The sequence below is a fragment of the Pseudomonas laurylsulfatiphila genome, assembly GCF_002934665.1.
GTDB classification, from domain to species: Bacteria; Pseudomonadota; Gammaproteobacteria; order Pseudomonadales; family Pseudomonadaceae; genus Aquipseudomonas; species Aquipseudomonas laurylsulfatiphila.
Window position 1 is genome coordinate 813,409 of the sequence record NZ_NIRS01000001.1, and the last position, 20,034, is coordinate 833,442.

At 62.0% G+C, this 20,034-nt stretch carries 20 protein-coding genes; 5 read left to right on the forward strand and 15 right to left on the reverse strand.

Annotated features, from left to right (window positions below; translation table 11 throughout):
* Positions 1 to 7 precede the first annotated feature (7 nt).
* The 4 genes from CD175_RS03805 to CD175_RS03820 are packed head-to-tail and all read right to left on the reverse strand — an operon-like array spanning position 8 to position 4,249.
* Positions 8 to 1,132 (reverse strand): agmatine deiminase family protein, encoded by a 1,125-nt coding sequence (locus tag CD175_RS03805; protein WP_104447729.1) that lies wholly within the window; start codon positions 1,130 to 1,132, stop codon positions 8 to 10.
* A 49-nt stretch (positions 1,133 to 1,181) separates the two neighbouring features.
* Entirely contained in the window at positions 1,182 to 2,282 is a 1,101-nt protein-coding gene (locus CD175_RS03810) for an extracellular solute-binding protein (RefSeq protein WP_104447730.1), read from the reverse strand.
* A 1-nt stretch (position 2,283) separates the two neighbouring features.
* Positions 2,284 to 3,192 (reverse strand): N-carbamoylputrescine amidase, encoded by a 909-nt coding sequence (aguB, locus tag CD175_RS03815; RefSeq protein ID WP_104447731.1) that lies wholly within the window; start codon positions 3,190 to 3,192, stop codon positions 2,284 to 2,286.
* 4 nt (positions 3,193 to 3,196) lie between these two features.
* A complete protein-coding gene (locus CD175_RS03820) occupies positions 3,197 to 4,249 on the reverse strand; it encodes an agmatine deiminase family protein (protein ID WP_104447732.1) in 1,053 nt (350 codons plus the stop codon).
* Between the two features lie 134 nt (positions 4,250 to 4,383).
* Here CD175_RS03820 and CD175_RS03825 point away from each other — a divergent pair, with 134 nt between their 5' ends.
* The gene (locus tag CD175_RS03825) at positions 4,384 to 5,241 is read left to right on the forward strand and encodes a LysR substrate-binding domain-containing protein (protein WP_104447733.1); all 858 of its coding nucleotides are present in this window, start codon (positions 4,384 to 4,386) and stop codon (positions 5,239 to 5,241) included.
* Here the strand turns inward: CD175_RS03825 and CD175_RS03830 are convergent, their stop codons facing one another.
* The 4 genes from CD175_RS03830 to CD175_RS03845 all read right to left on the reverse strand — a co-directional run bounded on the left by CD175_RS03830 (position 5,242) and on the right by CD175_RS03845 (position 7,683).
* Positions 5,242 to 5,631: a c-type cytochrome gene (locus CD175_RS03830; protein ID WP_104447734.1), complete on the reverse strand. Its 390-nt coding sequence runs from the start codon at positions 5,629 to 5,631 to the stop codon at positions 5,242 to 5,244. It lies immediately after the preceding gene.
* A 199-nt stretch (positions 5,632 to 5,830) separates the two neighbouring features.
* Positions 5,831 to 6,223 (reverse strand): DUF1801 domain-containing protein, encoded by a 393-nt coding sequence (locus CD175_RS03835; protein WP_104447735.1) that lies wholly within the window; start codon positions 6,221 to 6,223, stop codon positions 5,831 to 5,833.
* Positions 6,224 to 6,285: 62 nt separating this feature from the next.
* Positions 6,286 to 6,729 carry an arsenate reductase ArsC gene (locus tag CD175_RS03840; protein ID WP_104447736.1) on the reverse strand — a complete coding sequence of 148 codons (444 nt, stop codon included), beginning with the start codon at positions 6,727 to 6,729 and terminating at the stop codon, positions 6,286 to 6,288.
* 24 nt (positions 6,730 to 6,753) lie between these two features.
* Entirely contained in the window at positions 6,754 to 7,683 is a 930-nt protein-coding gene (locus tag CD175_RS03845) for a Ppx/GppA family phosphatase (protein ID WP_104447737.1), read from the reverse strand.
* A gap of 177 nt (positions 7,684 to 7,860) precedes the next feature.
* Here CD175_RS03845 and ppk2 point away from each other — a divergent pair, with 177 nt between their 5' ends.
* Positions 7,861 to 8,778, forward strand: a complete 918-nt coding sequence (gene ppk2 / locus CD175_RS03850) for a polyphosphate kinase 2 (protein WP_104447738.1) — start codon at positions 7,861 to 7,863, stop codon at positions 8,776 to 8,778.
* A gap of 286 nt (positions 8,779 to 9,064) precedes the next feature.
* Here the strand turns inward: ppk2 and CD175_RS03855 are convergent, their stop codons facing one another.
* Both CD175_RS03855 and CD175_RS03860 read right to left on the reverse strand, forming a co-directional pair.
* Entirely contained in the window at positions 9,065 to 9,403 is a 339-nt protein-coding gene (locus CD175_RS03855; protein WP_104447739.1) for a hypothetical protein, read from the reverse strand.
* A 67-nt stretch (positions 9,404 to 9,470) separates the two neighbouring features.
* A complete protein-coding gene (locus CD175_RS03860) occupies positions 9,471 to 10,133 on the reverse strand; it encodes an ATPase (RefSeq protein WP_104447740.1) in 663 nt (220 codons plus the stop codon).
* 230 nt (positions 10,134 to 10,363) lie between these two features.
* Between CD175_RS03860 and CD175_RS03865 the strand changes: the two genes are divergently transcribed.
* A complete protein-coding gene (locus CD175_RS03865) occupies positions 10,364 to 10,669 on the forward strand; it encodes an NIPSNAP family protein (RefSeq protein WP_102699161.1) in 306 nt (101 codons plus the stop codon).
* A gap of 13 nt (positions 10,670 to 10,682) precedes the next feature.
* On the opposite strand, the gene CD175_RS03870 is transcribed toward CD175_RS03865, so the two are convergent.
* The 5 genes from CD175_RS03870 to speB all read right to left on the reverse strand — a co-directional run bounded on the left by CD175_RS03870 (position 10,683) and on the right by speB (position 17,306).
* Entirely contained in the window at positions 10,683 to 11,141 is a 459-nt protein-coding gene (locus CD175_RS03870) for a GNAT family N-acetyltransferase (RefSeq protein WP_104447741.1), read from the reverse strand.
* 166 nt (positions 11,142 to 11,307) lie between these two features.
* Positions 11,308 to 12,996, reverse strand: coding sequence for a choline dehydrogenase (betA, locus tag CD175_RS03875; protein WP_104447742.1), 1,689 nt, complete (start codon positions 12,994 to 12,996; stop codon positions 11,308 to 11,310).
* Positions 12,997 to 12,998: 2 nt separating this feature from the next.
* On the reverse strand, positions 12,999 to 14,573 hold the full coding sequence (locus CD175_RS03880) for a purine-cytosine permease family protein (RefSeq protein ID WP_104447743.1): 1,575 nt from the start codon (positions 14,571 to 14,573) through the stop codon (positions 12,999 to 13,001).
* A 167-nt stretch (positions 14,574 to 14,740) separates the two neighbouring features.
* Entirely contained in the window at positions 14,741 to 16,249 is a 1,509-nt protein-coding gene (locus CD175_RS03885; protein WP_104447744.1) for an aldehyde dehydrogenase family protein, read from the reverse strand.
* A gap of 55 nt (positions 16,250 to 16,304) precedes the next feature.
* Positions 16,305 to 17,306, reverse strand: a complete 1,002-nt coding sequence (gene speB, locus CD175_RS03890; protein ID WP_104447745.1) for an agmatinase — start codon at positions 17,304 to 17,306, stop codon at positions 16,305 to 16,307.
* A gap of 151 nt (positions 17,307 to 17,457) precedes the next feature.
* On the opposite strand from speB, the gene CD175_RS03895 reads away from it, so the two are divergent.
* Together CD175_RS03895 and CD175_RS03900 are read left to right on the forward strand one after the other, a co-directional pair.
* Positions 17,458 to 18,372: a LysR family transcriptional regulator gene (locus CD175_RS03895; protein ID WP_102699166.1), complete on the forward strand. Its 915-nt coding sequence runs from the start codon at positions 17,458 to 17,460 to the stop codon at positions 18,370 to 18,372.
* A gap of 69 nt (positions 18,373 to 18,441) precedes the next feature.
* Complete coding sequence (locus CD175_RS03900; RefSeq protein WP_104447746.1) at positions 18,442 to 19,950, forward strand: transcriptional regulator GcsR; 1,509 nt, start codon at positions 18,442 to 18,444, stop codon at positions 19,948 to 19,950.
* The last annotated feature ends 84 nt before the right edge of the window (positions 19,951 to 20,034 follow it).

A 20,034-nucleotide genomic window follows, 5' to 3' on the forward strand; every position in this document is an offset into this window, starting at 1 on the left:
TGGAGTCTTACACCATCGGCTGATGACTGGTCACGCAGTGAATCCCTCCACCACCGGCGGAGATCGCGTCGATGTCGAGCTGCACCACCTTGCGGTCCGGGTAGAGTTCGGACAGCAGGTCGAAGGCCTTGGCATCCGCTTCCTGGTCGCCGAATTGCGGCGCAATGATCGCGCCGTTGATCACGAAGTAGTTGATGTAGCCAGCGGCGAAGTCCTGGTTGTCCTTGCTGAACTGGCTGTTGCGCGGGTTGAGCGGTGGCGAAACGGTATGCACCTGCAATTTGCGGCCATCGGCATCCGTGGCGTTTTCCAGGATCTTCAGATGGGCGCGAGTGACCTTGTAGTCGTAGGACTCTGGGTCGTTGTCGAGGTTGGCGATCACCACCCCGGGCTTGACGAAGCGCGCATAGAAGTCGACGTGGGCGTCGGTGATGTCCTTGCCCTTGATGCCCGGCAGCCAGATGATTTTGCGCAGGCCCAGGCGTTCCTTCAGCTCCGCTTCGACCTCGGCCTTGCTCCAGTCGGGGTTGCGATTGCGGTTGATCCAGCTGCTTTCGGTCATGATCCCTGTGCCGTGGCCATCCACTTCGATACCACCGCCCTCGCCCACCAGTTCGCTGCGTTGGTACTCGGCCTTGGCGTTTTGCGCGACCAGGGCGGCCAATTGCGCATCGTCCTCATGCTGCTGTTTGTTGCCCCAGCCGTTGAAGTTGAAGTCCACGGCGCCGAGGTGGCCGTTGTCATCGACGACAAAATTGGCGCCGATGTCGCGCATCCAGATGTCGTCCAGTTCGGTGATCACGAAGGTCGTGTTGCGGCTGCCGCATTTGGCTTCGGCCAGGCGCCGTTCGCTTTGGCGACAGAACACCGTGACCGGCTCGTATTCGGCGATGCTGCGGGCGATCCGGCCAAGGGCGTCTTGCACGTGGGGCGTGAAGTCCTCCCAGATCGCGGCCTGTGCCCCGAAGGCGATGAAGGCCCGCTGGTGTTTTTCACCTTCATCGGGCATGTACCCGTTGCCTTTGCCGGCCGCTCGTACCGGCAGAGCGGCAAAGCCCAATCCCATGGAGGCCACCGCGCCCAGCCCGGCGATGACCGATACCTGCTTGATGAATATTCGACGTGTCGGCATGTGTTTTCCTGAAATCCGGGGTTTGGCCGGCCCGCGGGCCGGCCGGTGATCAATTGACCGTAGCAGTCTTGAACTTGGTCCAGGTGCGCATGCGCGCACGCATGTCGGCCTGGGGGATGTCCTTTCCGGGAATCAACCGCGCGTAGGTGGCTTCATCGAGGTAGATGTCCGGGTTGTTGCGCATCGCGGCATCGACGTCCGGCCGCGCCTTGGCGTTGGAGGTCGGGTAGCCGGTGAAGTTGCTGATGGCCGCCATGTTTTGCGGGCGCATCACGAAGTTGATGAACGCGTAGGCGTATTCCGGGTGCCGGGCGTCGACGGGAATGGCCATGGTGTCCATCCACACCGTGGTGCCTTCGCGGGGAATGCGGTAGTGGAAGGTGGTTTTCTTGCCGGCGCTGTCGGCCGTGCGCTGCGCCTGGGTCATGTCGCCGCTGTAGCCGAGGGACATGCACAGGTTGCCATTGACCAGATCGGTCACCGGTTGCGACTGGAATTTGCGCACGTACGGCCGCACCTTCATCAGCAACTCACTGGCCGCCGCCAGGTCCGCCGATTTGCCACTGCGCGGGTCGCGGCCCAGGTAGTTGAGCACCACCGCCAGCACTTCGTCCGGCGAGTCGATCATCGAGATGCCGCAATCGGCAAACTTCGCCGCCAGCTCCGGTTTGAACAGCATGTCCAGGCTGTTGACCGGTGCGTCCGGCGCACGCTGGGTGATCTGTTCGGCGTTGTAGGTCAGGCCGATGGTGCCCCAGGTGTAGGGGACCGTGGCTTTGCTCGAATGCACATAGTGCGAGCGCAGCTTCTGCAACCCGGGCTCGACATCGTTCAGGGCAGTGATTCTGGACTGATCCAGCGGTTGCAGGCTGCCGGCGCGCACCAGGCGTTCGGCCACGGTGTCACCGGGGAAGATCAGGTCGTAACCGCTGCCGCCGGCGAGCATCTTGGCTTCCAGGGTTTCACTGCCGTCCATGACATCGTAGATCACCTTGATCCCGGTTTCGGCGGTGAACCTGCTGAGGGTGTCCTCGGCAAAATAGTCGGCCCAGTTGTACAGCCGCAGGGTTTTCTCCTCGGCATGCAGCGCAGGCACCGCACAGGTCAGCGCCAGGCCCATGGCCAGGCACAGCTTGTTGATCGTGTTCATGTCACACCCCTTGGGTTGCCCAGCGTGAATGGATCTGACGACCGTCCTGGGTCAGCAAGGCGCCGTACATGTCCGGACGGCGGTCGCGGTAGATGCCCCAGGTCAGGCGGTCTTCGCGCATGGCCGCCAGGTCCAGGGTGTGGACCAGCACGCCGGTGCTGTCGCGGTCGGCTTCGGCGAGCAACTTGCCTTTGTGATTGCAGATGAACGACGAGCCGTAGAAGCTCATTTGCAGGGTCGGGTCGGTGGTCGCCGCTTCCCGGCCGACACGGTTGGCCGCCACTACCGGTAGCAGGTTGGCGGCGGCGTGGCCGCGCATGGTCATCTGCCAGTGATCGCGGGAATCGAGGGTGGCGCAGCCAGGCTCGGAGCCGATGGCGGTCGGGAACAGCAGCACTTCGGCGCCCATCAAGGCCAGGCAGCGGGCGGTCTCGGGGAACCACTGGTCCCAGCAGATGCCCAGGCCGATGCGCCCGAACGCGGTGTCCCAGACCCGAAAACCGCTGTCGCCGGGGCTGAAGTATTCCTTCTCCTGATAGCCGATGGCGTTGGGTATGTGGGTCTTGCGGTACACGCCCAACAGGCGTCCGTCGGCGTCGGCCACGCTCAACGAATTGAAGTAGGCATTACCGGCCTTCTCGTACCAGCTCAGCGGCAGCACCACACCCAACTCTTTGGCCAATGCGGCAAAGCGCTTGAGCACGTGGCTGTCGCGATACTCCTCGGCCAGCGCCAGGTGTTTGTGGTGTTGCTCGATGCAGAAGTACGGCGTGGCGAACAGCTCCTGCAACAGGATGACCTGCGCGCCCTTGGCCGCGGCCTCGCGGACCAATTGCTCGGCCTGGTCGAGGTTGTGTTTCAGGTCCCAGCTGCAGGGCATTTGCGTGGTGGCGATGGTCAACAGTGTCATGGCATCAACCCCGCACCGGCCAGGCCGGCTGTTGCTGGGTGATGCAATGCACACCGCCGCCGCCATGGGCCAGATGGTTGATCCGCACCGGCACCACTTCGCGACCGGGGAACGCCTGCGCCAGCACTTCGGCAGCGACCTTGTCGGCATCGATGCCGTAGGCCGGCATGATGATCGCGCCGTTGGCGATGTAGAAATTGGTGTAGGAAGCGCAGAACACTTCGGCCTCGGTGTCCACCGCGTCGGTGGCTTCATAGAGTTCGATCAGCTCGAATTTGCGGCCTTGAGCGTCGGTGGCCAGTTCAAGGGCGCGACGGTTCTCCCGGGCGACTTCGGCGTACACCGATTGTTTGTCGTGGGTCGCATCCACCAGCAACACGCCAGGGCGGGCAAAGGCGCACACGCCATCGACGTGGCCGTCGGTCATGTCACCGGTCACGTAGTCCGGATCGCCCGGCAGCCAGATGGTTTTCTTCACGCCCAGCAGGCGGGTGAAGATCTCTTCGATCTCGGCCTTGGTCACGCCCGGGTTGCGGTTAGGGTTGAGCAGCACCGACTCGGTGGTGATCAGCGTGCCTTCGCCGTCCACATGGATGGCGCCACCTTCGTTGCTCAGCGCCGTGCCGAAACACTCCAGGCCCAGATGGTTGAGCGCGCGGCGGGCCAGGCTTTCGTCCAGATCGTGGGCCGATTTGCCGCCCCAGGAATTGAAGCGCCAGCTCACACCGGCCAGGCCTTGCTGCGGGTGGCAGACGAAGCTCGGGCCGGAGTCGCGGCACCAGCTGTCGTTGACCGCCAGTTCGATCAACTCGATGTTCGGCCCGCACAGGGCTTTGGCGCTGGCGACCGCTGATGGATCGACCACCAGTTTCACCGGTTCGAAGCGGGCGATGGCGTTGGCCACCCGGGCGAAGTCCTCTTGAACCTGTGGCAGCGTCACCCGCCAGCCCGACTCCCACAGGGTCTTGTTGTGCGGCCAGACCATCCAGGTGGCTGTGTGGGAGACCCATTCGGCCGGCATCGTCCAACCACTGTTTTGAATAACGTTCTGCTGCATGACAAGTACCTCTGAGTTAAGTCATTGTGTTCAATGAAAACGCCCTTGGCGGTCTTGGCATGCATGCTACGACTGGAAAAACGGGCTAACAAACGATGGATTTTGCAGGCAACTGATTAGAGGAACTTATCAATATGCTCAAACACTGGCCGCCCCTGAGCACCCTGCGCGGCTTCGAAGCCGCCGCCCGGCTGGGCAGTTTTCACAAGGCCGCCGAAGAGTTGCACCTCACCCAGTCGGCGATCAGCCAGCAGATCCGCAGCCTTGAGGGGTACCTGGAGCAACCGCTGTTCTATCGCAGCGGGCGCAGCGTCAGCCTGACCGATGCCGGTCACGATCTGCTCAGCACCACCCAGGCGTTGTTACAGCAACTGGCGGTGGGCATTCGCCGGTTGGGGCAATACCAGAAACCCAATCAACTGGTGCTCAACACCACCCCGGCGTTCGCCCGGCACTGGTTGTTGCCGCGCCTGGGGGATTTCCGTCGCCAGCATCCGCAGGTCGATCTGTGGATCTTCAGCACCGATGAGGTGCCGGACATGGCCAGCCAGACCATCGACCTGGCGGTGCGCGACGACATCAGTTCCCAGGCCGAATGCAGTTTCAAGGTGCTGCACGCCGACCGCCTCTATCCGGCGTGCCACCCGAGCCTGTTGGCGGTGCCGGTGCAACAGCGCACCACCCTGCATGGCGAGCGGGAAATGGACTGGAGCCATTGGGCGGTGGAATCGGGCATTGATGTGGGGCAGATGGATCAGGGCCTGAATTTTTCCGATCCGGGGCTGCTGCTGGACGCCGCCTGCACCGGGCTCGGCATTGCGCTGGTGAGCCAGTTGCTGAGCCGGCAGGCGCGGGCCACCGGGCTGTTGCAGCCGATGGTGGAGCAAACCATCCGCGGCCCGAACTGGGCGCTGCTGACCCACCGTGACAGCGAGAACACGGCGATGGCGCGCAGCTTCACTCAATGGCTGGTGGAGAACCTGGGGGAGTGATTACTGCGCCGGAAACGTTTGCAGATAGGCCAACAGGTCTTCGATTTTTTCCGGGTCACTGAGGCCCCAGAAAATCATGCGCGTGCCGGGCACCACTTTCTTCGGCGCCTCGAGGTAGGCGATCAGGGTTTCGCGATCCCAGACCAGGTTGGCGGATTTCATTGCGTCGGAATACACGTAGTCCGTGGTGACGGCGGAGTGGCGACCGATCACGCCATTGAGCTGCGGGCCGAAGAAGGCGCGAGCCGATTCGCCGATCTGATGGCAGCCGCTGCAGAGGCGCTTGAACACTTTCTCCCCGGCCTGGACATCGCCCGCAGCCAGGGTGGGTGTGCTGAACAGGCCAGCGGTGAGCGCCAGGGCGAGGGTCAGGGCGGCGATTTTCTTCATGTTGCGTTTCCAGTCTGCGAATGCTCGCTATTGGAACATGACAGCTGAGCATATCCAAAATGGTCAGGTGGGCAGGGCCCCTGTAGGAGCGAGCCTGCTCGCGATGAATTCGAAGGCGCCGTGGGGTGTCAGGCTCGCCGCGTTATCGTTGACGACCATCGCGAGCAGGCTCGCTCCTACAGGGGATCTGTGTACTGACTTATTTTTTGCTGTGCGAGGTATTGAGTTCAATCGCCGCCTGAATCAACGCCGTCAGCGCCTTTTCATCGATCTGCTCGCCCTCGCGAACATCGATGGCACGGCGGGTATTGCCTTCAAGGCTTGCATTGAACAGCTTCGACGGATCGTCCAGCGACGCACCTTTGGCGAAGGTCAGCTTCACCACTTGCTTGTAGGTCTCGCCGGTACAGAGGATGCCGCCACGGGACCACACCGGCACGCGCCACTTCCACTCTTCGATCACTTCGGGGTCGGCCTGCCGGATGATCTTGCGCAGGCGGGCCAGGGTTTCGCCGCGCCAGTCGGCCAGTTCGCGGATTCGCTCGTCGATCAGCGCCGAGGCTTCGTTTGATTCAACCTTGTCCGTTTTCATCACCGTCTGCACCCTCATCATGATGGTTGTGACCGATGAGGGTAGACGCTGTTGGCGGCTTTTCAGGAATCGCTGACTGACGGTGCCTGGGGCACGGGGCGGGTTTTCACGGTGATGAACATTTTGATGCGGTCGCCGATTTCCTGGAGGGTATGGCGGAACGGGTCGTGTCTTTCGCTGGTGGTCGGGTCTTCGAAGTTCCAGACGATCACCTCGCCGGTAAACGGCATGCGCGCGGCCTCTTCCCGGGACTTGTCGCACAGGGTGATGACGTAGTCGAATTCCTGCCCTTCGAAATCCTCGAGGGACTTGCTGCGCAAGCCGCTGGCATCGACATTGATATGTTCGAGGGATTCGAAGGTACGTGGATCGATCTCGGTGGCCTCAAGCCCGGCGCTGAAGGCCAGGAAGTCGGCAGGGTCGGTGTGGCGAAGCAAGGCTTCGGCCATGGGTGAGCGGACATCGTTTCTGGCGCAGACGAACAGCACGCGACGTGGGTCGGTCATGGGTTTACCTCGGCTGGCAGGTTGTCAGTGTTTGCTCATCAATCCATGCAGTACGCCGAGCCGCAATCCCGGTTCGGACGCAATCATATGCGTGATCCCGAACACCTTGAACGCCGCCAGCATCACCACCAGACCGCCGGGCAGAATGCTCAGGCGGTGGGTGGGCAGACCGGCCAGTTTGAGGTGTTTCACATGTTTGACTTCCAGCAGGCGCAACGACAGGCGCAACAGGCCGCCGTAGGTGATACCGCTTAGCCCGTCATCGTTCAGGCCATTGGCCTTGAGCACCTTGGCCAGCATCCGCGCCGTCCCTGAAGAGCCGATCGCCTGCTGCCAGCCCATGGCGCGGTAGCGGCGGGCAATGCGTTCGAATTGCACCGTGGCCGCGCGTTCGGCCTCCAGCAGCGCTTCGGCCACGATCCGCCCGCCGTGGAAGTAATGCGCACCGAAGGTGCCGCTGCCGATGGCAATGCTCTCGGTAACCAGCAGTTGGTCGCCACGGCCGATGATCATTTCCGTGGAGCCACCGCCGATATCCACCACCAGCCGCGTGCTTTGCGCCGGCAAGGTGTGGGCCACGCCGGCGTAGACCAGTTGCGCCTCTTCGTGACCGGAAATGACGTCGATGCGAAAACCCAGGTGACGCTCGGCACTGGCCAGGAACAGCGGCGCGTTGTCCGCCTCGCGCACGGCACTGGTGGCCACCGCCCGCACGCGTCCGGCCTCGAAACCGCGCAATTTCTTGCCGAACCGCGCCAGCGCCTGCCAGCCACGGTCCAGCGCCAACTCATCGAGCGCCCCGCCCTGCAGGCCTTCGGCCAGACGCACCGGTTCGCGCAGGGTCTTCACTTCCTGAATGACCATCTGCTGGTTTCGTTTCACCGACTGACCAATCATCAGGCGAAACGCATTGGAGCCCAGGTCGATGGCGGCAAACAGCGGGGCGTCTTTCATACGGGGTTCCTTGCACATTCATCTGCCGACGGACTGACGGCCGTCGGGCACTCAAGACGGATTGCGAGGATCTTGCCATGGCTTCGATGACACCCATGTGACACCACCGGGCATCACTACTTCGTAACAAACTGTGACTAGGATCGGCTGTGCCACCCATGACGCGAGTGTCTCACCATGCTTTCCAATCAGGACACCTTGATCCAGCGCATCCACCGCGAGCTGCTCGATATCAGTGATGAAGAGCTGGAACTGGAATTATCGGAAGACGGACACAACCTGGACGCACTGTTCGATGAACACATCGAGGATGGCAGCGAGAAAGAAGCCCGGCGCCGTTACTTCGCCGAACTGTTTCGCCTGCAAGGCGAACTGGTGAAGCTGCAAAGCTGGGTGGTCAAGACCGGGCACAAAGTGGTGATCCTGTTCGAAGGCCGCGATGCCGCCGGGAAGGGTGGCGTGATCAAGCGCATCACCCAGCGCCTCAACCCCCGGGTTTGCCGGGTGGCCGCCCTGCCCGCGCCCAATGACCGCGAACGCACGCAGTGGTATTTCCAGCGCTACGTGTCGCACCTGCCCGCCGCCGGTGAGATCGTGCTGTTCGACCGCAGCTGGTACAACCGCGCCGGCGTTGAAAAGGTCATGGGGTTCTGCAATGACGACCAGTACGAAGAGTTCTTCCGCACCGTGCCGGAATTCGAGCGCATGCTTGCCCGCTCCGGCATCCAGTTGATCAAGTACTGGTTCTCGATTTCCGACCAGGAACAGAACCTGCGCTTTCTCAGCCGCATTCACGACCCGCTCAAGCAGTGGAAACTCAGCCCCATGGACCTGGAGTCGCGCCGTCGCTGGGAGGCCTATACCAAGGCCAAGGAAATCATGCTCGAGCGCACCCACATCGCCGAAGCGCCCTGGTGGGTGGTGCAGGCCGACGACAAGAAGAAGGCCCGGCTCAACTGCATCCATCACCTGCTGAGCCAAATGCCTTATGAAGAAGTCGAACTGCCGGTGATCGAATTGCCGCAGCGCGAGCGCCAGAAAGACTATTCGCGGGGGCCTGTGCCGCAGGAAATCATCGTGCCGGAGGTTTACTGACAATCAGCTTGGTCAACTCAAACCTGTGGCGAGGGAGCTTGCTCCCGCTCGGCTGCGCAGCAGTCGTAAATCAGAACCACGCGGTATGCCTGAAAAACCGCGATGGATGGTCTTGGGGTCGCTTCGCAACCCAGCGGGACGGTGCGGCGATCCGACAAGCTCCCTCGCCACAATTGTTCATTTGTCATCGAATCGTCATGAAGTGGGCGCCATACTCAGCTCATCCAATGCGTGCTTTAACTTTCTGCTGCCTCTCCCGGCGGCTTTTTTTTGCCTGAAATTGCGCTTACAGGCATTCCTGCGCCGCACGCTCGAAACTGGACGGCACGAAGGTCGACGCCAGCAGCTTGCGCTCGTACAGGAACACCTTGCCGCCGTTCGAGGCCTTGTAGGTTTCAAGCACGTTGTCTGCCGCCACTTTGCTCGATACGACGATCCGGTAGCTGCGCTGGGTCTGCGACACCGTGGGCGCCAGTGCATCGTGCTGCAACTTCGGCACCACGCAATGGGTGTACTCCTCGGGCGACTTGCTGGTCTGCAAGGTCAGCGTCGGATTGTTCGGCGTGGCACAACCGGCCAGCAACAGCGAGGCGAAGGCCAGGGTCGGGGCAAAAAAAGTGCGCATGAATCAGGTCCTGAAAAGCAATCTACGGTGAATGGGCTTGCCCGCCGTTCAACGGACGTCGGGATGGTTAATTTGTTGCTGCGGTCAATCCGGCGGAGACCAGCGCGTTCAACGACGCATCGAACTGTTTCAACGCGGTCAGTTGCAGCTCGCGTTGCTGTTCGACTTGCGCGGCAATCTCGGGCGCGGCCTTGTCATGCACCCACACCGACGGCAGCTGTTTTTCCACCGCGCCTTCGGCCTTGCCGATGTATTGCAGGCTGGCGTCGTAGAACCGCGCGGCAAAACGCGCCTCGACCCGGTCGTTACGCTGGGTCAGCAACTGGTTGTGGGTATCGAGCATCACCACGACATCGGGATGGGCCTGCACCAGGGCATCGAGGTTGTCGTAGACCGTCACCGACAGAAAGGTCTTGTGCAACGAACTCATCAGCCAGTCGATGGCCAGTTGCGGATCGGAGCTGTCGACGAAGGCCTGGCGAATTCGCGCATCCAGTGCGTTCTTCGCGCCATTGACGGCCACCGAGTGGTATTGCTCAAGGTATTGCAGGTTTTCCACGGTGTTTTCGCTGTAGAGCACCCCGACCGTCTGCCCGTATTGCAAGCCGCCCTGGCTCCCGGTGATGGGCGGCAGGTGGCAGGTGCGTGCGTCCTCGGCAAAGGCCGATGCGGTAGACGCAACACTGCCCAGCAACAGGGCGATCACAGCCAGTCGGGTCAAGATTTTCATCGCGCAGGTTCCTTGAGCGGCGTGTTCAATGCCGGCAATTTTCCGCCTTTGCGCAAAAAACAGAACTTGCGATGCTTGATGGTGACTATTGACTGAACCAATAGTGCGGCGGGGCCAGCACAGGCCTCTGGCGCAAACTTACCGGTCAATGTCGAACAAGCGGCTGTGCCGGGCGCCCACTGTTGATTACAGTGGCGACTGCCCCCAAAACCTGATCAAGGAGTGAAACAATGGTGACCTGCTACCTGAAATACGTGCTCGACCCCTACCAGCTCGAGGCATTCGAGCACTACGGCAAGTTGTGGATTCCCTTGGTGGAAAAGTTCGGCGGCCAGCACCACGGCTACTTTTTGCCTTCGGAGGGCGCCAACAACATCGCCCTGGCACTGTTCACCTTTCCCAGCCTGGCAGCCTACGAACATTACCGGCAGCAATCGATGAACGATCCGGCGTGCATCGCGGCGTTCAAATACGCCGAAGACCGGAAATTCATCCTCAGCTACGAGCGTTCATTCATGCGGCCGGTGTTTGCCTGAAAGGCTCGCTGACTCAGTCTTTTTTCAGATCCAGGCAGTAGGTGTAGTAACCGGGGTCGCGCACCCAGCCCAGGGATTCATACAGGCGCTGGGCGGTGAAATTGTCGGTGGCGGTTTCCAGGGTCATGCCTTTGCCACCGGCCAGCCTTGCAAAATCCCTGGCGGTGTTCATCAGCAAGGTGCCGACGCCTTTGCCCCGGGCCGCGGGCGTGGTGAACAGGTCACCGAGCAGCCAGGTGCGATGGGCATCGATCGAGGAGAAAGTCGGGAACAGCTGGACGAAGCCTAGGTTTTCACCGTCGGTGTCCCGGGCAAGAAAAATCACCGACTCATCCCGGGCAATGCGCTCGGCGATGAAGGCGCGCGACTGCGCCAGGTTCGACGGCTGCTCGTAGAACATCCGGTAGGCGTCAAACAGAGGGGCGATCTGGTCGATATGCGATGCGTCGGCGCGCAGGGCCTGAATAGCCATGAGGGTGCTCCATTGCGGTCTCAAGGATTTACAGACTAGCAATGGAGATGTAGCACAGAGGGATATTTTTCAAGGCAAGATCAAAAGATCGCAGCCTGCGGCAGCTCCTACATTGGAATGTGTTTCCCTGTAGGAGCTGCCGCAGGCTGCGATCTTTGCTTGTGGATCAGACCCGCACGTTACGCCCTGGCAACGATGTACGCTGGCTGCTTTCCCAACCTTCCACCAACCCCACCGGCACATCCGCTGACGGCAGCATCTGCACGCCACGCACCAGGTCGGACGCCCGCTCAGCCAGCATGATGGTCGGCGCATTGAGGTTGCCGTTCGGCTCGGTCGGGAACACCGACGAATCGATCACCCGCAGACCGGCGATGCCGCGCACGCGCAATTCGGAATCAACCACCGCCATGTCGTCCTCGCCCATGCGGCATGAACCGCAGGGATGGTAGGTGCTTTCCAGGTTGTCGCGCACGAAGGCATCGAGGTCTTCATCGCTGGTCACCTGCGCGCCGGGGGCGATTTCGCCGTCGCGGAAGCGGTCCATGGCTTTCTGGCCGATGATCTCGCGGGTCAGGCGAATGCAGCGGCGGAAGCCTTCGCGGTCCTCTTCCCGCTCCAGATAGTTGAAGCGAATCTCCGGATGCTCGTACGGGTCGGCCGAGCGAACCCGCACGTAACCACGGCTTTTCGGTTTGTTGGGACCTGTGAGCACCATGAAGCCATGGCCCTTGATCGGCTTGTTGCCGTCGTAGCGCATCGCTGCCGGCAGAAAGTGGAACTGGATGTCCGGCCAGCGCAGACCTTTTTCGGAGCGAATGAAACCACCGGCCTCGAAGTGGTTGGTGGCGCCCAGGCCGTCCTTGAACAGCAGCCAGCGCAGACCGATCATCAGCTTGCTCAGCGGGTCCATCTTGCTGTTGAGGGTCACCGGTTCCTTGCAGCCGAACTGGATGTACACCTCGGCGTGATCCTGCAGGTTCTCCCCTACCCCCGGCAGGTCATGGCGCACGCCGATCCCGGCCTTGCGCAGGACGTCCGCCGGGCCGATGCCGGAGCGCTGCAGCAAGTGCGGCGAGCCGATCGGGCCGGACGAGATCAGCACTTCGCGGTTGCAAAGCACCTGGTGGGTCTGGCCGCCGTGGTCATACATGACCCCCACCGCACGCTTGCCTTCGAGGATGACCTGGCGGGTCATCGCGTGGGTGATCACCGTCAGGTTCGGACGGCCCGTGGCCGGACGCAGGTAAGCATTGGCCGTGGAGCAGCGCACGCCGTTTTTCACGGTCATGTGCATGGCGCCGAAACCTTCCTGCATGTAGCCGTTGCAGTCTTCGGTCTTGATGTAGCCCGCCTCTGCGCCGGCTTCGACCCAGGCACCGTACAGCGGGTTTTTCATGTGGTTGCCATTGGTGGTGTGCAAGGGTCCGGACTGCCCGCGATAGCTGTCGCCGCCCGACTCATAGCTCTCGGCACGCTTGAAGTACGGCAGGCAGTTGCGATAGCCCCAGCCTTCAGCGCCCAGGGATTCCCACTCGTCGAAATCCAGCGCATGGCCACGGATGTACACCAGGCCGTTGATCGACGACGAACCGCCCAGCACCTTGCCCCGTGGGCAGTGAATGCGCCGGCCGTTGAGGAAAGTCTCCGGCTCGGTCTCGTAGCGCCAGTTGTACTTCTTGGTGTTCATCGGGATCGAGAAGGCACTGGGCATCTGGATCACTACGCTCTTGTCGCTGCCGCCGAATTCCAGGACCAGCACCGAGGTAGCCGGGTCTTCGCTCAGGCGGTTGGCCAACACACAACCTGCCGAGCCTGCGCCAATGATGATGTAGTCGTATTTTTGCGTGGTCATGCTTATCTCCCGACCGTCGATTCAGTGAATACCGGCAGTGGCTGCTGTTTGTGGGTCAGCGTGTCGCCGGTGGTGTATTGCGGGGAGGTTTTTTCGATCTGCTGGATCACCGCCTCTTCGCGCTTGAGATCGATCGACCGGCTCAGCCAGTAGTAGGCCAGGCCCGAGACGATCAACCCGACCAGCCAGGCGATGTCGATGCTGCCCAGTGCCTTGGCGAGCGGGCCGACATACACCTCGCGCTGTTCAACGCCGTCGAAGATGTAGAAGAACGGAATCATCGAGATAAAACCGATGGCATAGGCGGCGATGCCGCGCAGTCCCCAGCTGCCATAGATGTTGCCGTGGGGCATGAAGAAATGCGGGATGGCGTAACGGCCTTTGCGCACGAAGAAGTAATCGGTGAGGTTGACTGAGGTCCAGGGCACCAGGAAGTACAGCATCACCACCAGGTAGATCCCGAGCACCGACAGGCCTTTGCCGGAGCTCTGGATGCTCAGGGCCACGCCCAGTTGCAGCAGGATCACGAAGCCGATGGCCAGGATGCGTGCCTTGCGGGTGGGTTCGATGTGCTTGATCGAGTCGACGCAGGTCAGCGTGGTCAGCTTGGCGCTGTAGATGTTCATCGCGATCACCGGCAGGAACGCCAGGATAGTGACGACCACCACCGCCGTGCCCATCAGTGGCGACACGGTGTTGCCGACTTGCCCCAGGGCCACCAGCACGTCAGTGGAATGCAGGTGATCGGCGAGCCAGCCACCCACGGAAATCATCCATGCACCGGACAGCGAAGCCCCGAGGAACACCACCGCGATCAGCTTGCCGCTGGAGGTGTTTTTCGGCAGGTAGCGCGAATAGTCCGACACATAAGGCGCATAGGCGATGTTGTAACTGGCGGCCGCCGCAAACTGCGCAATGAAACCGGTCCAGTTGAAACCCAGCGGCTCCCGGGCCACCTCGCCTTGCGCGAGTGCCGGCAGCACCGCATCCGGCACCCAGCCCATCAGCACCGCCATGGTCACCAGGCCATACAGCGGCAAGGACAGGAACAACGCCCATTTGAAGCTGCGGTGCATCCAGTCATGGCCGAGGATCGCCAGCACCGCCGCCGGGATGGTCACCGCCACCGCGATCACCGCGGGGCTGAAACCGAACAGCGTGTGCAACCCCTGCATCATCAACACCAGGTTGACGATGTTGAAGCCGGCGAACACGAACAGCGTCGCCAGCAGCACCAGGATCACCCCGCGATAACCGAACTGCGCGCGGGACTGGATCATTTGCGGCAGGCCCAGGTGCGGGCCTTGCGAACCGTGAAACGCCATGAACAACGTGCCGAACATGATGCCCAGCGTGCCGGCCAGTGTGGTCCAGAGCGCGGTCAGGCCGACGCTCGGGCCGACGAAGCCGATGGTCATGGTGAAGAAAGTGAAGTTGCCGAGAAACCAGAACGGGCCCTGGCTCGACAGTTTGTCGGTGCGCTCGTTCTCGGGGATGAAGTCGATCGAATGGCTTTCGACGACGGGTTTGTCATCGAGGCCGGACACGCTCGGGGCTGACTTGGCGTTAGTGTTCATGATGGTCTCTTATTGTTGGAAGATCATGACGAGATAGGTGTACGCCCTTGTAGGAGCTGCCGCAGGCTGCGATCTTTTGATCTTGATCTTCAGCCGTCCGACAGGACAGCAAAGATCAAAAGATCGCAGCCTGCGGCAGCTCCTACAGGGATTGAGTCAGCCTTGACTCAGGGGAGCGTGATCCAGACCGCCTTGGTTTCGAGCAGGTAATCGAGCTGCTCGGCGCCCAGATCCTTGCCGAACCCGGACTGCTTGTAGCCACCGAACGGCATCGACGGATCGAGGGTGCCGTGGGCGTTGACGTAGACCGAACCGGCCTTGAGGCGCGGGATCAGGCTGTGCACTTTGCCCAGGTCGTTGGAATACAGTGCGGCAGCCAGGCCGTACGGCGAGTCGTTGGCCAGTGCCAGGGCCTCTTCTTCATCGTCGAAGGGTGCGGTGACCAGCACCGGCCCGAAGATCTCTTCCTGGACAATGCGCATGTCGTTGCGGCAATGGGCGAAGATGGTCGGCTCGACGAAGAAGCCTGGGCCATCGACCGCTTGTCCGCCGTAGACCAGTTCCGCGCCTTCGGCCTTGCCGGTTTCGATGTACTCGGTCACGCGCTGCTTTTGCAGGGCCGAAACCAGTGGGCCAATGAAGCAGTCCGGGTCCAGGCCCGGGGCCATTTTCAGGGTGCGTGTATAGGCGATCAGCTCACCCAGGAATTGGTCGTAGACGCTGCTATGAATATAGGCCCGTGTACCGGCGTCGCATACCTGCCCGGAGTTGAAAAACACGCCGTTGGCGACCGCTTGGGCGGCGGCCGGGATGTCGGCGTCGGCGCAGACGATGACCGGTGACTTGCCACCGAGTTCGAGGGTCAGGCGCTTCATGTCATCCAGCGCTGCACGGCCGACAGTCTGGCCGACCGGGGTCGAGCCGGTGAAGGTCAGTTTGTCGATACCGGGGTGGGTGGCCATGGCCGCACCGACCACACTGCCGCGCCCGGTGACGATGTTGATCACACCGTCGGGGATGCCCGCTTCCTGCACCAGTTCAGCAAAACGCAGGGCCGACAACGAGGTCAGTTCGGCGGGTTTGACCACCACGGTGCAACCGGTCGCCAGCGCCGCGCCGAGCTTCCAGGCCATGGTCTGCAGCGGGAAGTTCCACGGCACGATGGCGCCGACCACACCTACCGCTTCCTTGCGGGTGTAAGCCAGGTAATTGCCCGGCAGCGAAGGCTCGACGGTACGGCCGTGCAGCTTGGTGGCCCAGCCGGCGAAGTAACGCAGGGTATCGACAGTGCCCTGGATGTCCACGTCCTTGGCGAAGGCCACGGATTTGCCCATGTCGATCGATTCGATTTGCGCCAGTTCGGCAGCGTTCTGTTCGATCAGGTCGGCCAGGCGCTGCATCATGCGCTCGCGCTCGGCCGGTTTGGCCTGACGCCAGGCACCGCCGTCGAACTGCGCGCGGGCAGCTTGCACGGCGCGGTCCAGGTCATCGGTGGTGCCCATGGGAATGCGGGTGATCAGGCCTTCGGTCGAAGGTTCGATGACATCGGAGGTCTGGCCGTCGCTGGCTTCGACCCAGGCGCCGCCGATGAACATTTTCTGGACCTTGCTGAGGAAGGCCTGGGTGGCTTCGCTGACGCCGAATTTCTGCAGGTAACTCTTGACGATCGTGTCCATTTTTATTCTCTCTGCCCGGGAGTCAGAGCCTGCCGGGTTTTTGTGGTTTCGATGATCAGGCTGGAGTCGACTCGCTCTCGGCGGCGGCCCGCACCTTGCCACGTTCGTGGAAGATGAAACCAATGCTGTTGAGCAGCAGTTGCGCAGCCAGGATCGAGGTCATGCCGGTCGGGTCGTAGACAGGCGCCACTTCCACCAGGTCCATGCCGACGATGTTGCCCTTGCTGCGCTTGGCCAGGGCCTGGATGATTTCCAGCACTTCGTAGTAGAGGAAGCCGCCGTGGCTCGGGGTGCCGGTGCCGGGGGCGATGGACGGGTCGAAACCGTCGATGTCGATGGTGATGTAGTAGTTGATGTTCTGCGGGATCAGCGCCAGCACACCCTCGACGCCGAGGCGGCGCACGTCGCGTACCGAGAGGATTTTCGAGCCGGCTTCATGGGCCGCTTCGTAGTCGTCACGGTTGGACGAGGACACGTTGCGGATGCCCATCTGGGTCATACCGACGATGTGGTTCATTTCCGAAGCGCGGCGCAGCGGGTTGCCGTGGCCGTAGCGCACACCGTGGCGCTCGTCGACGAAATCCAAGTGCGCATCGAAGTGAATGATGTGGATCGGGCCCCGACCTTCGAAAGCCTTGATCACCGGCGCGTGCACCGAGTGATCGCCGCCGAGCACCACCGGCATCACGCCGGCGTCGAGGATCTTGCGCACGGCGTATTCGGTGTTCTTGTTGCTGGTGGCCATGTCGGTGTGGACGATGTCGGCATCACCGACGTCGACCATGCGCACATCCGATGCGGTGAGGTACATCACGTCATCTTCGTGATCGTAGGCACCGGCGTGGCCGAAGGAAAACAGCGTCGATGCTTCACGAATCCCGCGGGGTCCGAAGCGTGCGCCGGAGCGCCACTGGGTGCCCATGTCGTTGGGCACGCCCAGCACCGCGACGTCGGCATCCAGTGCATCCCAATCGGTGCACACCGGGGATTTGCCAAAGGTGCAATGACCCACGAATGGCAGGTTCAGGCGACCGGATTCATAACCGTTGTTCGACATTTCTAGCCTCTCCACTTCTTGTTATCGGCCTGGCGGACTGCAAGGCGACCGCCGTTGGAAAGACTATGGGCGCAGGTTTTCGTGGAAAAAATGCTAAACATCAGATACTCATATCGGCATTCCCGATGCGTTCACCGGCCGGAGGTCCAAGATGATCCAGCTGCACGATGTCGACCTGAAACTGCTCAGGGTGTTTGCCACGATTGTCCGCTGCGGCGGCTTCTCGGCCGCGCAGGCGGCGCTGAATGCCGGGCAGTCGACCATCAGCGAGCAGATGACCCACCTGGAAACCCGCCTGGGGGTCAAACTCTGCCAGCGCGGGCGCAGCGGCTTTCGCCTGACCGAACAGGGCGTGGCGATTCATGAAGCCACCCAGCGCCTGCTGTCGGCGGTGGAAAACTTCTGCATGGACGCCGACGTGCTCAAGCAGCACATCAGCGGCAAGCTCAACCTGGGGATCATCGACACCACGATCACCGACCCCGACTCGCCGATCCCGCGCACAACCCAGCGCTTCGTCTCACGGGGCCACGACGTTCACCTGAACGTGTACGTCGGTACCCCGGCGGAACTCGAGGAACGGGTGCTCGACGGTCGACTCCATCTCGCCATCGGGCACTTCCCGATCCATGTGCCGGGGCTCCTGCAATCGCCGCTGTACCAGGAAGCCCTGGGCTTGTATTGCGGGCGGCGCCATCCGCTGTTTGGCAGCCAGGCTGAAGGTGAGGAACTGCTCGAAGAAGTCGCTGCCGGGCGCATCGTCGTGCGTGGCTACATGCAGCAATACGACCTCGAACACCTGGGCGTGAGCAAGGCGGCCGCCACCGTCGATAACATCGAGGCTTCGGCCATCCTGATCATCTCCGGCGCCTATGTCGGATTCCTGCCCGAGCACTTCGCCAGCCAGTGGGTCAAGAGCGGCGAGATGCATCAACTGGCAGCCGCGAGCCTGCGCCTGAAGTCACCCTTCGACGTGATCACCCGGCGCGGTACGGCACCGCCACCCATCCTCCAGGCGTTCCTTGAGGACCTGGCCGCCAGCGCCCGTAAAACCGCCAAGCCGTGATATGGCACTCGCCAAATTGAAATTTTGCCGGGCATACTGATTTTAGTTCGCCAACCTTGCAGGCCCGTCATGCGCATCCACGTCACCTTCATCGACCGCGTCGGCATCACCCAGGAAGTGCTGGCCCTGCTCGGTGGACGCAGTTTCAACCTGGACGCCGTGGAGATGGTCCCGCCGAACGTCTACATCGATGCGCCGACCCTCGGCGCCGAGGTGCTCGAAGAGTTGCGCGAAGCCCTTTTCGATGTGCGCGGCGTGCAGGCCGTGACCCTGGTCGACATCCTTCCGGGGCAACGCCGGCGCCTGCAACTGGACGCCTTGCTGGCCGCCAGTTCCGACCCGGTGCTGGCAGTGGATGACCGTGGTCATGTGCTGCTGGCCAACCCGGCGCTGATCGCCCTGTGCGGCCGCGAACCGGCCGGTGAGTCGCTGACCGCCCTGTTCGACGATGCCGATTTGCAGCGCACCCTGATCGCCCATCATTTCCGCCTGCCGATGCACGAGGTCAGTCTTGGCGGCCAGACCTTGCTCCTCGACGCGATGCCGATCACCGACGCTGGCGCCCTGCTCACCCTGTATCAACCCAATCGCATCGGCGAACGCCTGTCGGCGCTGCACCACGACCATGCCGAAGGCTTCGATGCGCTGCTCGGCGAATCGCCGCCGATCCGCGCGCTCAAGGCCCGTGCGCAACGGGTCGCAGCATTGGATGCGCCACTGTTGATCCAGGGTGAAACCGGTACCGGCAAGGAGCTGGTGGCCCGTGCCTGCCATGCCATCAGCCCACGGCACGACGCGCCATTCCTGGCCCTGAACTGCGCGGCACTGCCGGAGAGCCTCGCCGAAAGCGAGCTGTTCGGCTACGCCCCCGGCGCCTTCACTGGCGCACAACGGGGCGGCAAGCTCGGCCTGCTGGAACTGGCCGACCAGGGCACGGTATTCCTCGATGAAGTGGGAGAAATGTCGCCCTATCTGCAAGCCAAGTTGCTGCGTTTCTTGAGCGATGGCTGCTTCCGTCGGGTCGGTGGCGACAAGGAAGTACGGGTCAACGTGCGGGTGCTCAGTGCGACCCACCGCGACCTGGAAAAAATGGTCGCCGAAGGACGTTTTCGCGAAGACCTGTTCTACCGCCTCAACGTGCTCAACCTGCAAGTGCCGCCGCTGCGCGAGCGCGGTCACGACATCCTGCTGATGGCCAATCACTTCATGCAACAGGCCTGCGCGCAGATCCAGCGGCCGGCCTGTCGCTTGGCACCGAGCACCTTCAGCGCCCTGCTCGGCAACCGCTGGCCGGGCAACGTGCGGCAACTGCAAAACGTGATATTCCGCGCGGCGGCGATTTGCGAAAATCCGCTGGTGGACATCGACGACCTCGACATCGCCCGCACCGCCGTCGAGCGGCAAAACGACGGTGAAGTCGGCAGCCTGGAAGAGGCCGTTGGCGACTTTGAAAAGAACTTGCTGGAACAGCTTTACCGCAGCTATCCGTCCAGTCGGTTGCTCGCTGCGCGGTTGCAGACGTCCCATAGCGCCATTGCCATTCGCTTGCGCAAGTATGGGATTCCCGGCAAACCCTGAAGCCGTCGCACGGGCCTTTGTAGGAGCTGCCGAAGGCTGCGATCTTTTGATCTTGATCCGTTCAAGATCGCTGAAAATCAAGAT

Bases quoted from the DNA above. Each gene is read 5' to 3' on its own strand.
- CD175_RS03805 (WP_104447729.1), bottom strand. From the start codon at position 1,132: ATGCCGACACGTCGAATATTCATCAAGCAGGTATCGGTCATCGCCGGG.
- CD175_RS03810 (WP_104447730.1), bottom strand. From the start codon at position 2,282: ATGAACACGATCAACAAGCTGTGCCTGGCCATGGGCCTGGCGCTGACC.
- aguB (WP_104447731.1), bottom strand. From the start codon at position 3,192: ATGACACTGTTGACCATCGCCACCACGCAAATGCCCTGCAGCTGGGAC.
- CD175_RS03820 (WP_104447732.1), bottom strand. From the start codon at position 4,249: ATGCAGCAGAACGTTATTCAAAACAGTGGTTGGACGATGCCGGCCGAA.
- CD175_RS03825 (WP_104447733.1), top strand. From the start codon at position 4,384: ATGCTCAAACACTGGCCGCCCCTGAGCACCCTGCGCGGCTTCGAAGCC.
- CD175_RS03830 (WP_104447734.1), bottom strand. From the start codon at position 5,631: ATGAAGAAAATCGCCGCCCTGACCCTCGCCCTGGCGCTCACCGCTGGC.
- CD175_RS03835 (WP_104447735.1), bottom strand. From the start codon at position 6,223: ATGAAAACGGACAAGGTTGAATCAAACGAAGCCTCGGCGCTGATCGAC.
- CD175_RS03840 (WP_104447736.1), bottom strand. From the start codon at position 6,729: ATGACCGACCCACGTCGCGTGCTGTTCGTCTGCGCCAGAAACGATGTC.
- CD175_RS03845 (WP_104447737.1), bottom strand. From the start codon at position 7,683: ATGAAAGACGCCCCGCTGTTTGCCGCCATCGACCTGGGCTCCAATGCG.
- ppk2 (WP_104447738.1), top strand. From the start codon at position 7,861: ATGCTTTCCAATCAGGACACCTTGATCCAGCGCATCCACCGCGAGCTG.
- CD175_RS03855 (WP_104447739.1), bottom strand. From the start codon at position 9,403: ATGCGCACTTTTTTTGCCCCGACCCTGGCCTTCGCCTCGCTGTTGCTG.
- CD175_RS03860 (WP_104447740.1), bottom strand. From the start codon at position 10,133: ATGAAAATCTTGACCCGACTGGCTGTGATCGCCCTGTTGCTGGGCAGT.
- CD175_RS03865 (WP_102699161.1), top strand. From the start codon at position 10,364: ATGGTGACCTGCTACCTGAAATACGTGCTCGACCCCTACCAGCTCGAG.
- CD175_RS03870 (WP_104447741.1), bottom strand. From the start codon at position 11,141: ATGGCTATTCAGGCCCTGCGCGCCGACGCATCGCATATCGACCAGATC.
- betA (WP_104447742.1), bottom strand. From the start codon at position 12,996: ATGACCACGCAAAAATACGACTACATCATCATTGGCGCAGGCTCGGCA.
- CD175_RS03880 (WP_104447743.1), bottom strand. From the start codon at position 14,573: ATGAACACTAACGCCAAGTCAGCCCCGAGCGTGTCCGGCCTCGATGAC.
- CD175_RS03885 (WP_104447744.1), bottom strand. From the start codon at position 16,249: ATGGACACGATCGTCAAGAGTTACCTGCAGAAATTCGGCGTCAGCGAA.
- speB (WP_104447745.1), bottom strand. From the start codon at position 17,306: ATGTCGAACAACGGTTATGAATCCGGTCGCCTGAACCTGCCATTCGTG.
- CD175_RS03895 (WP_102699166.1), top strand. From the start codon at position 17,458: ATGATCCAGCTGCACGATGTCGACCTGAAACTGCTCAGGGTGTTTGCC.
- CD175_RS03900 (WP_104447746.1), top strand. From the start codon at position 18,442: ATGCGCATCCACGTCACCTTCATCGACCGCGTCGGCATCACCCAGGAA.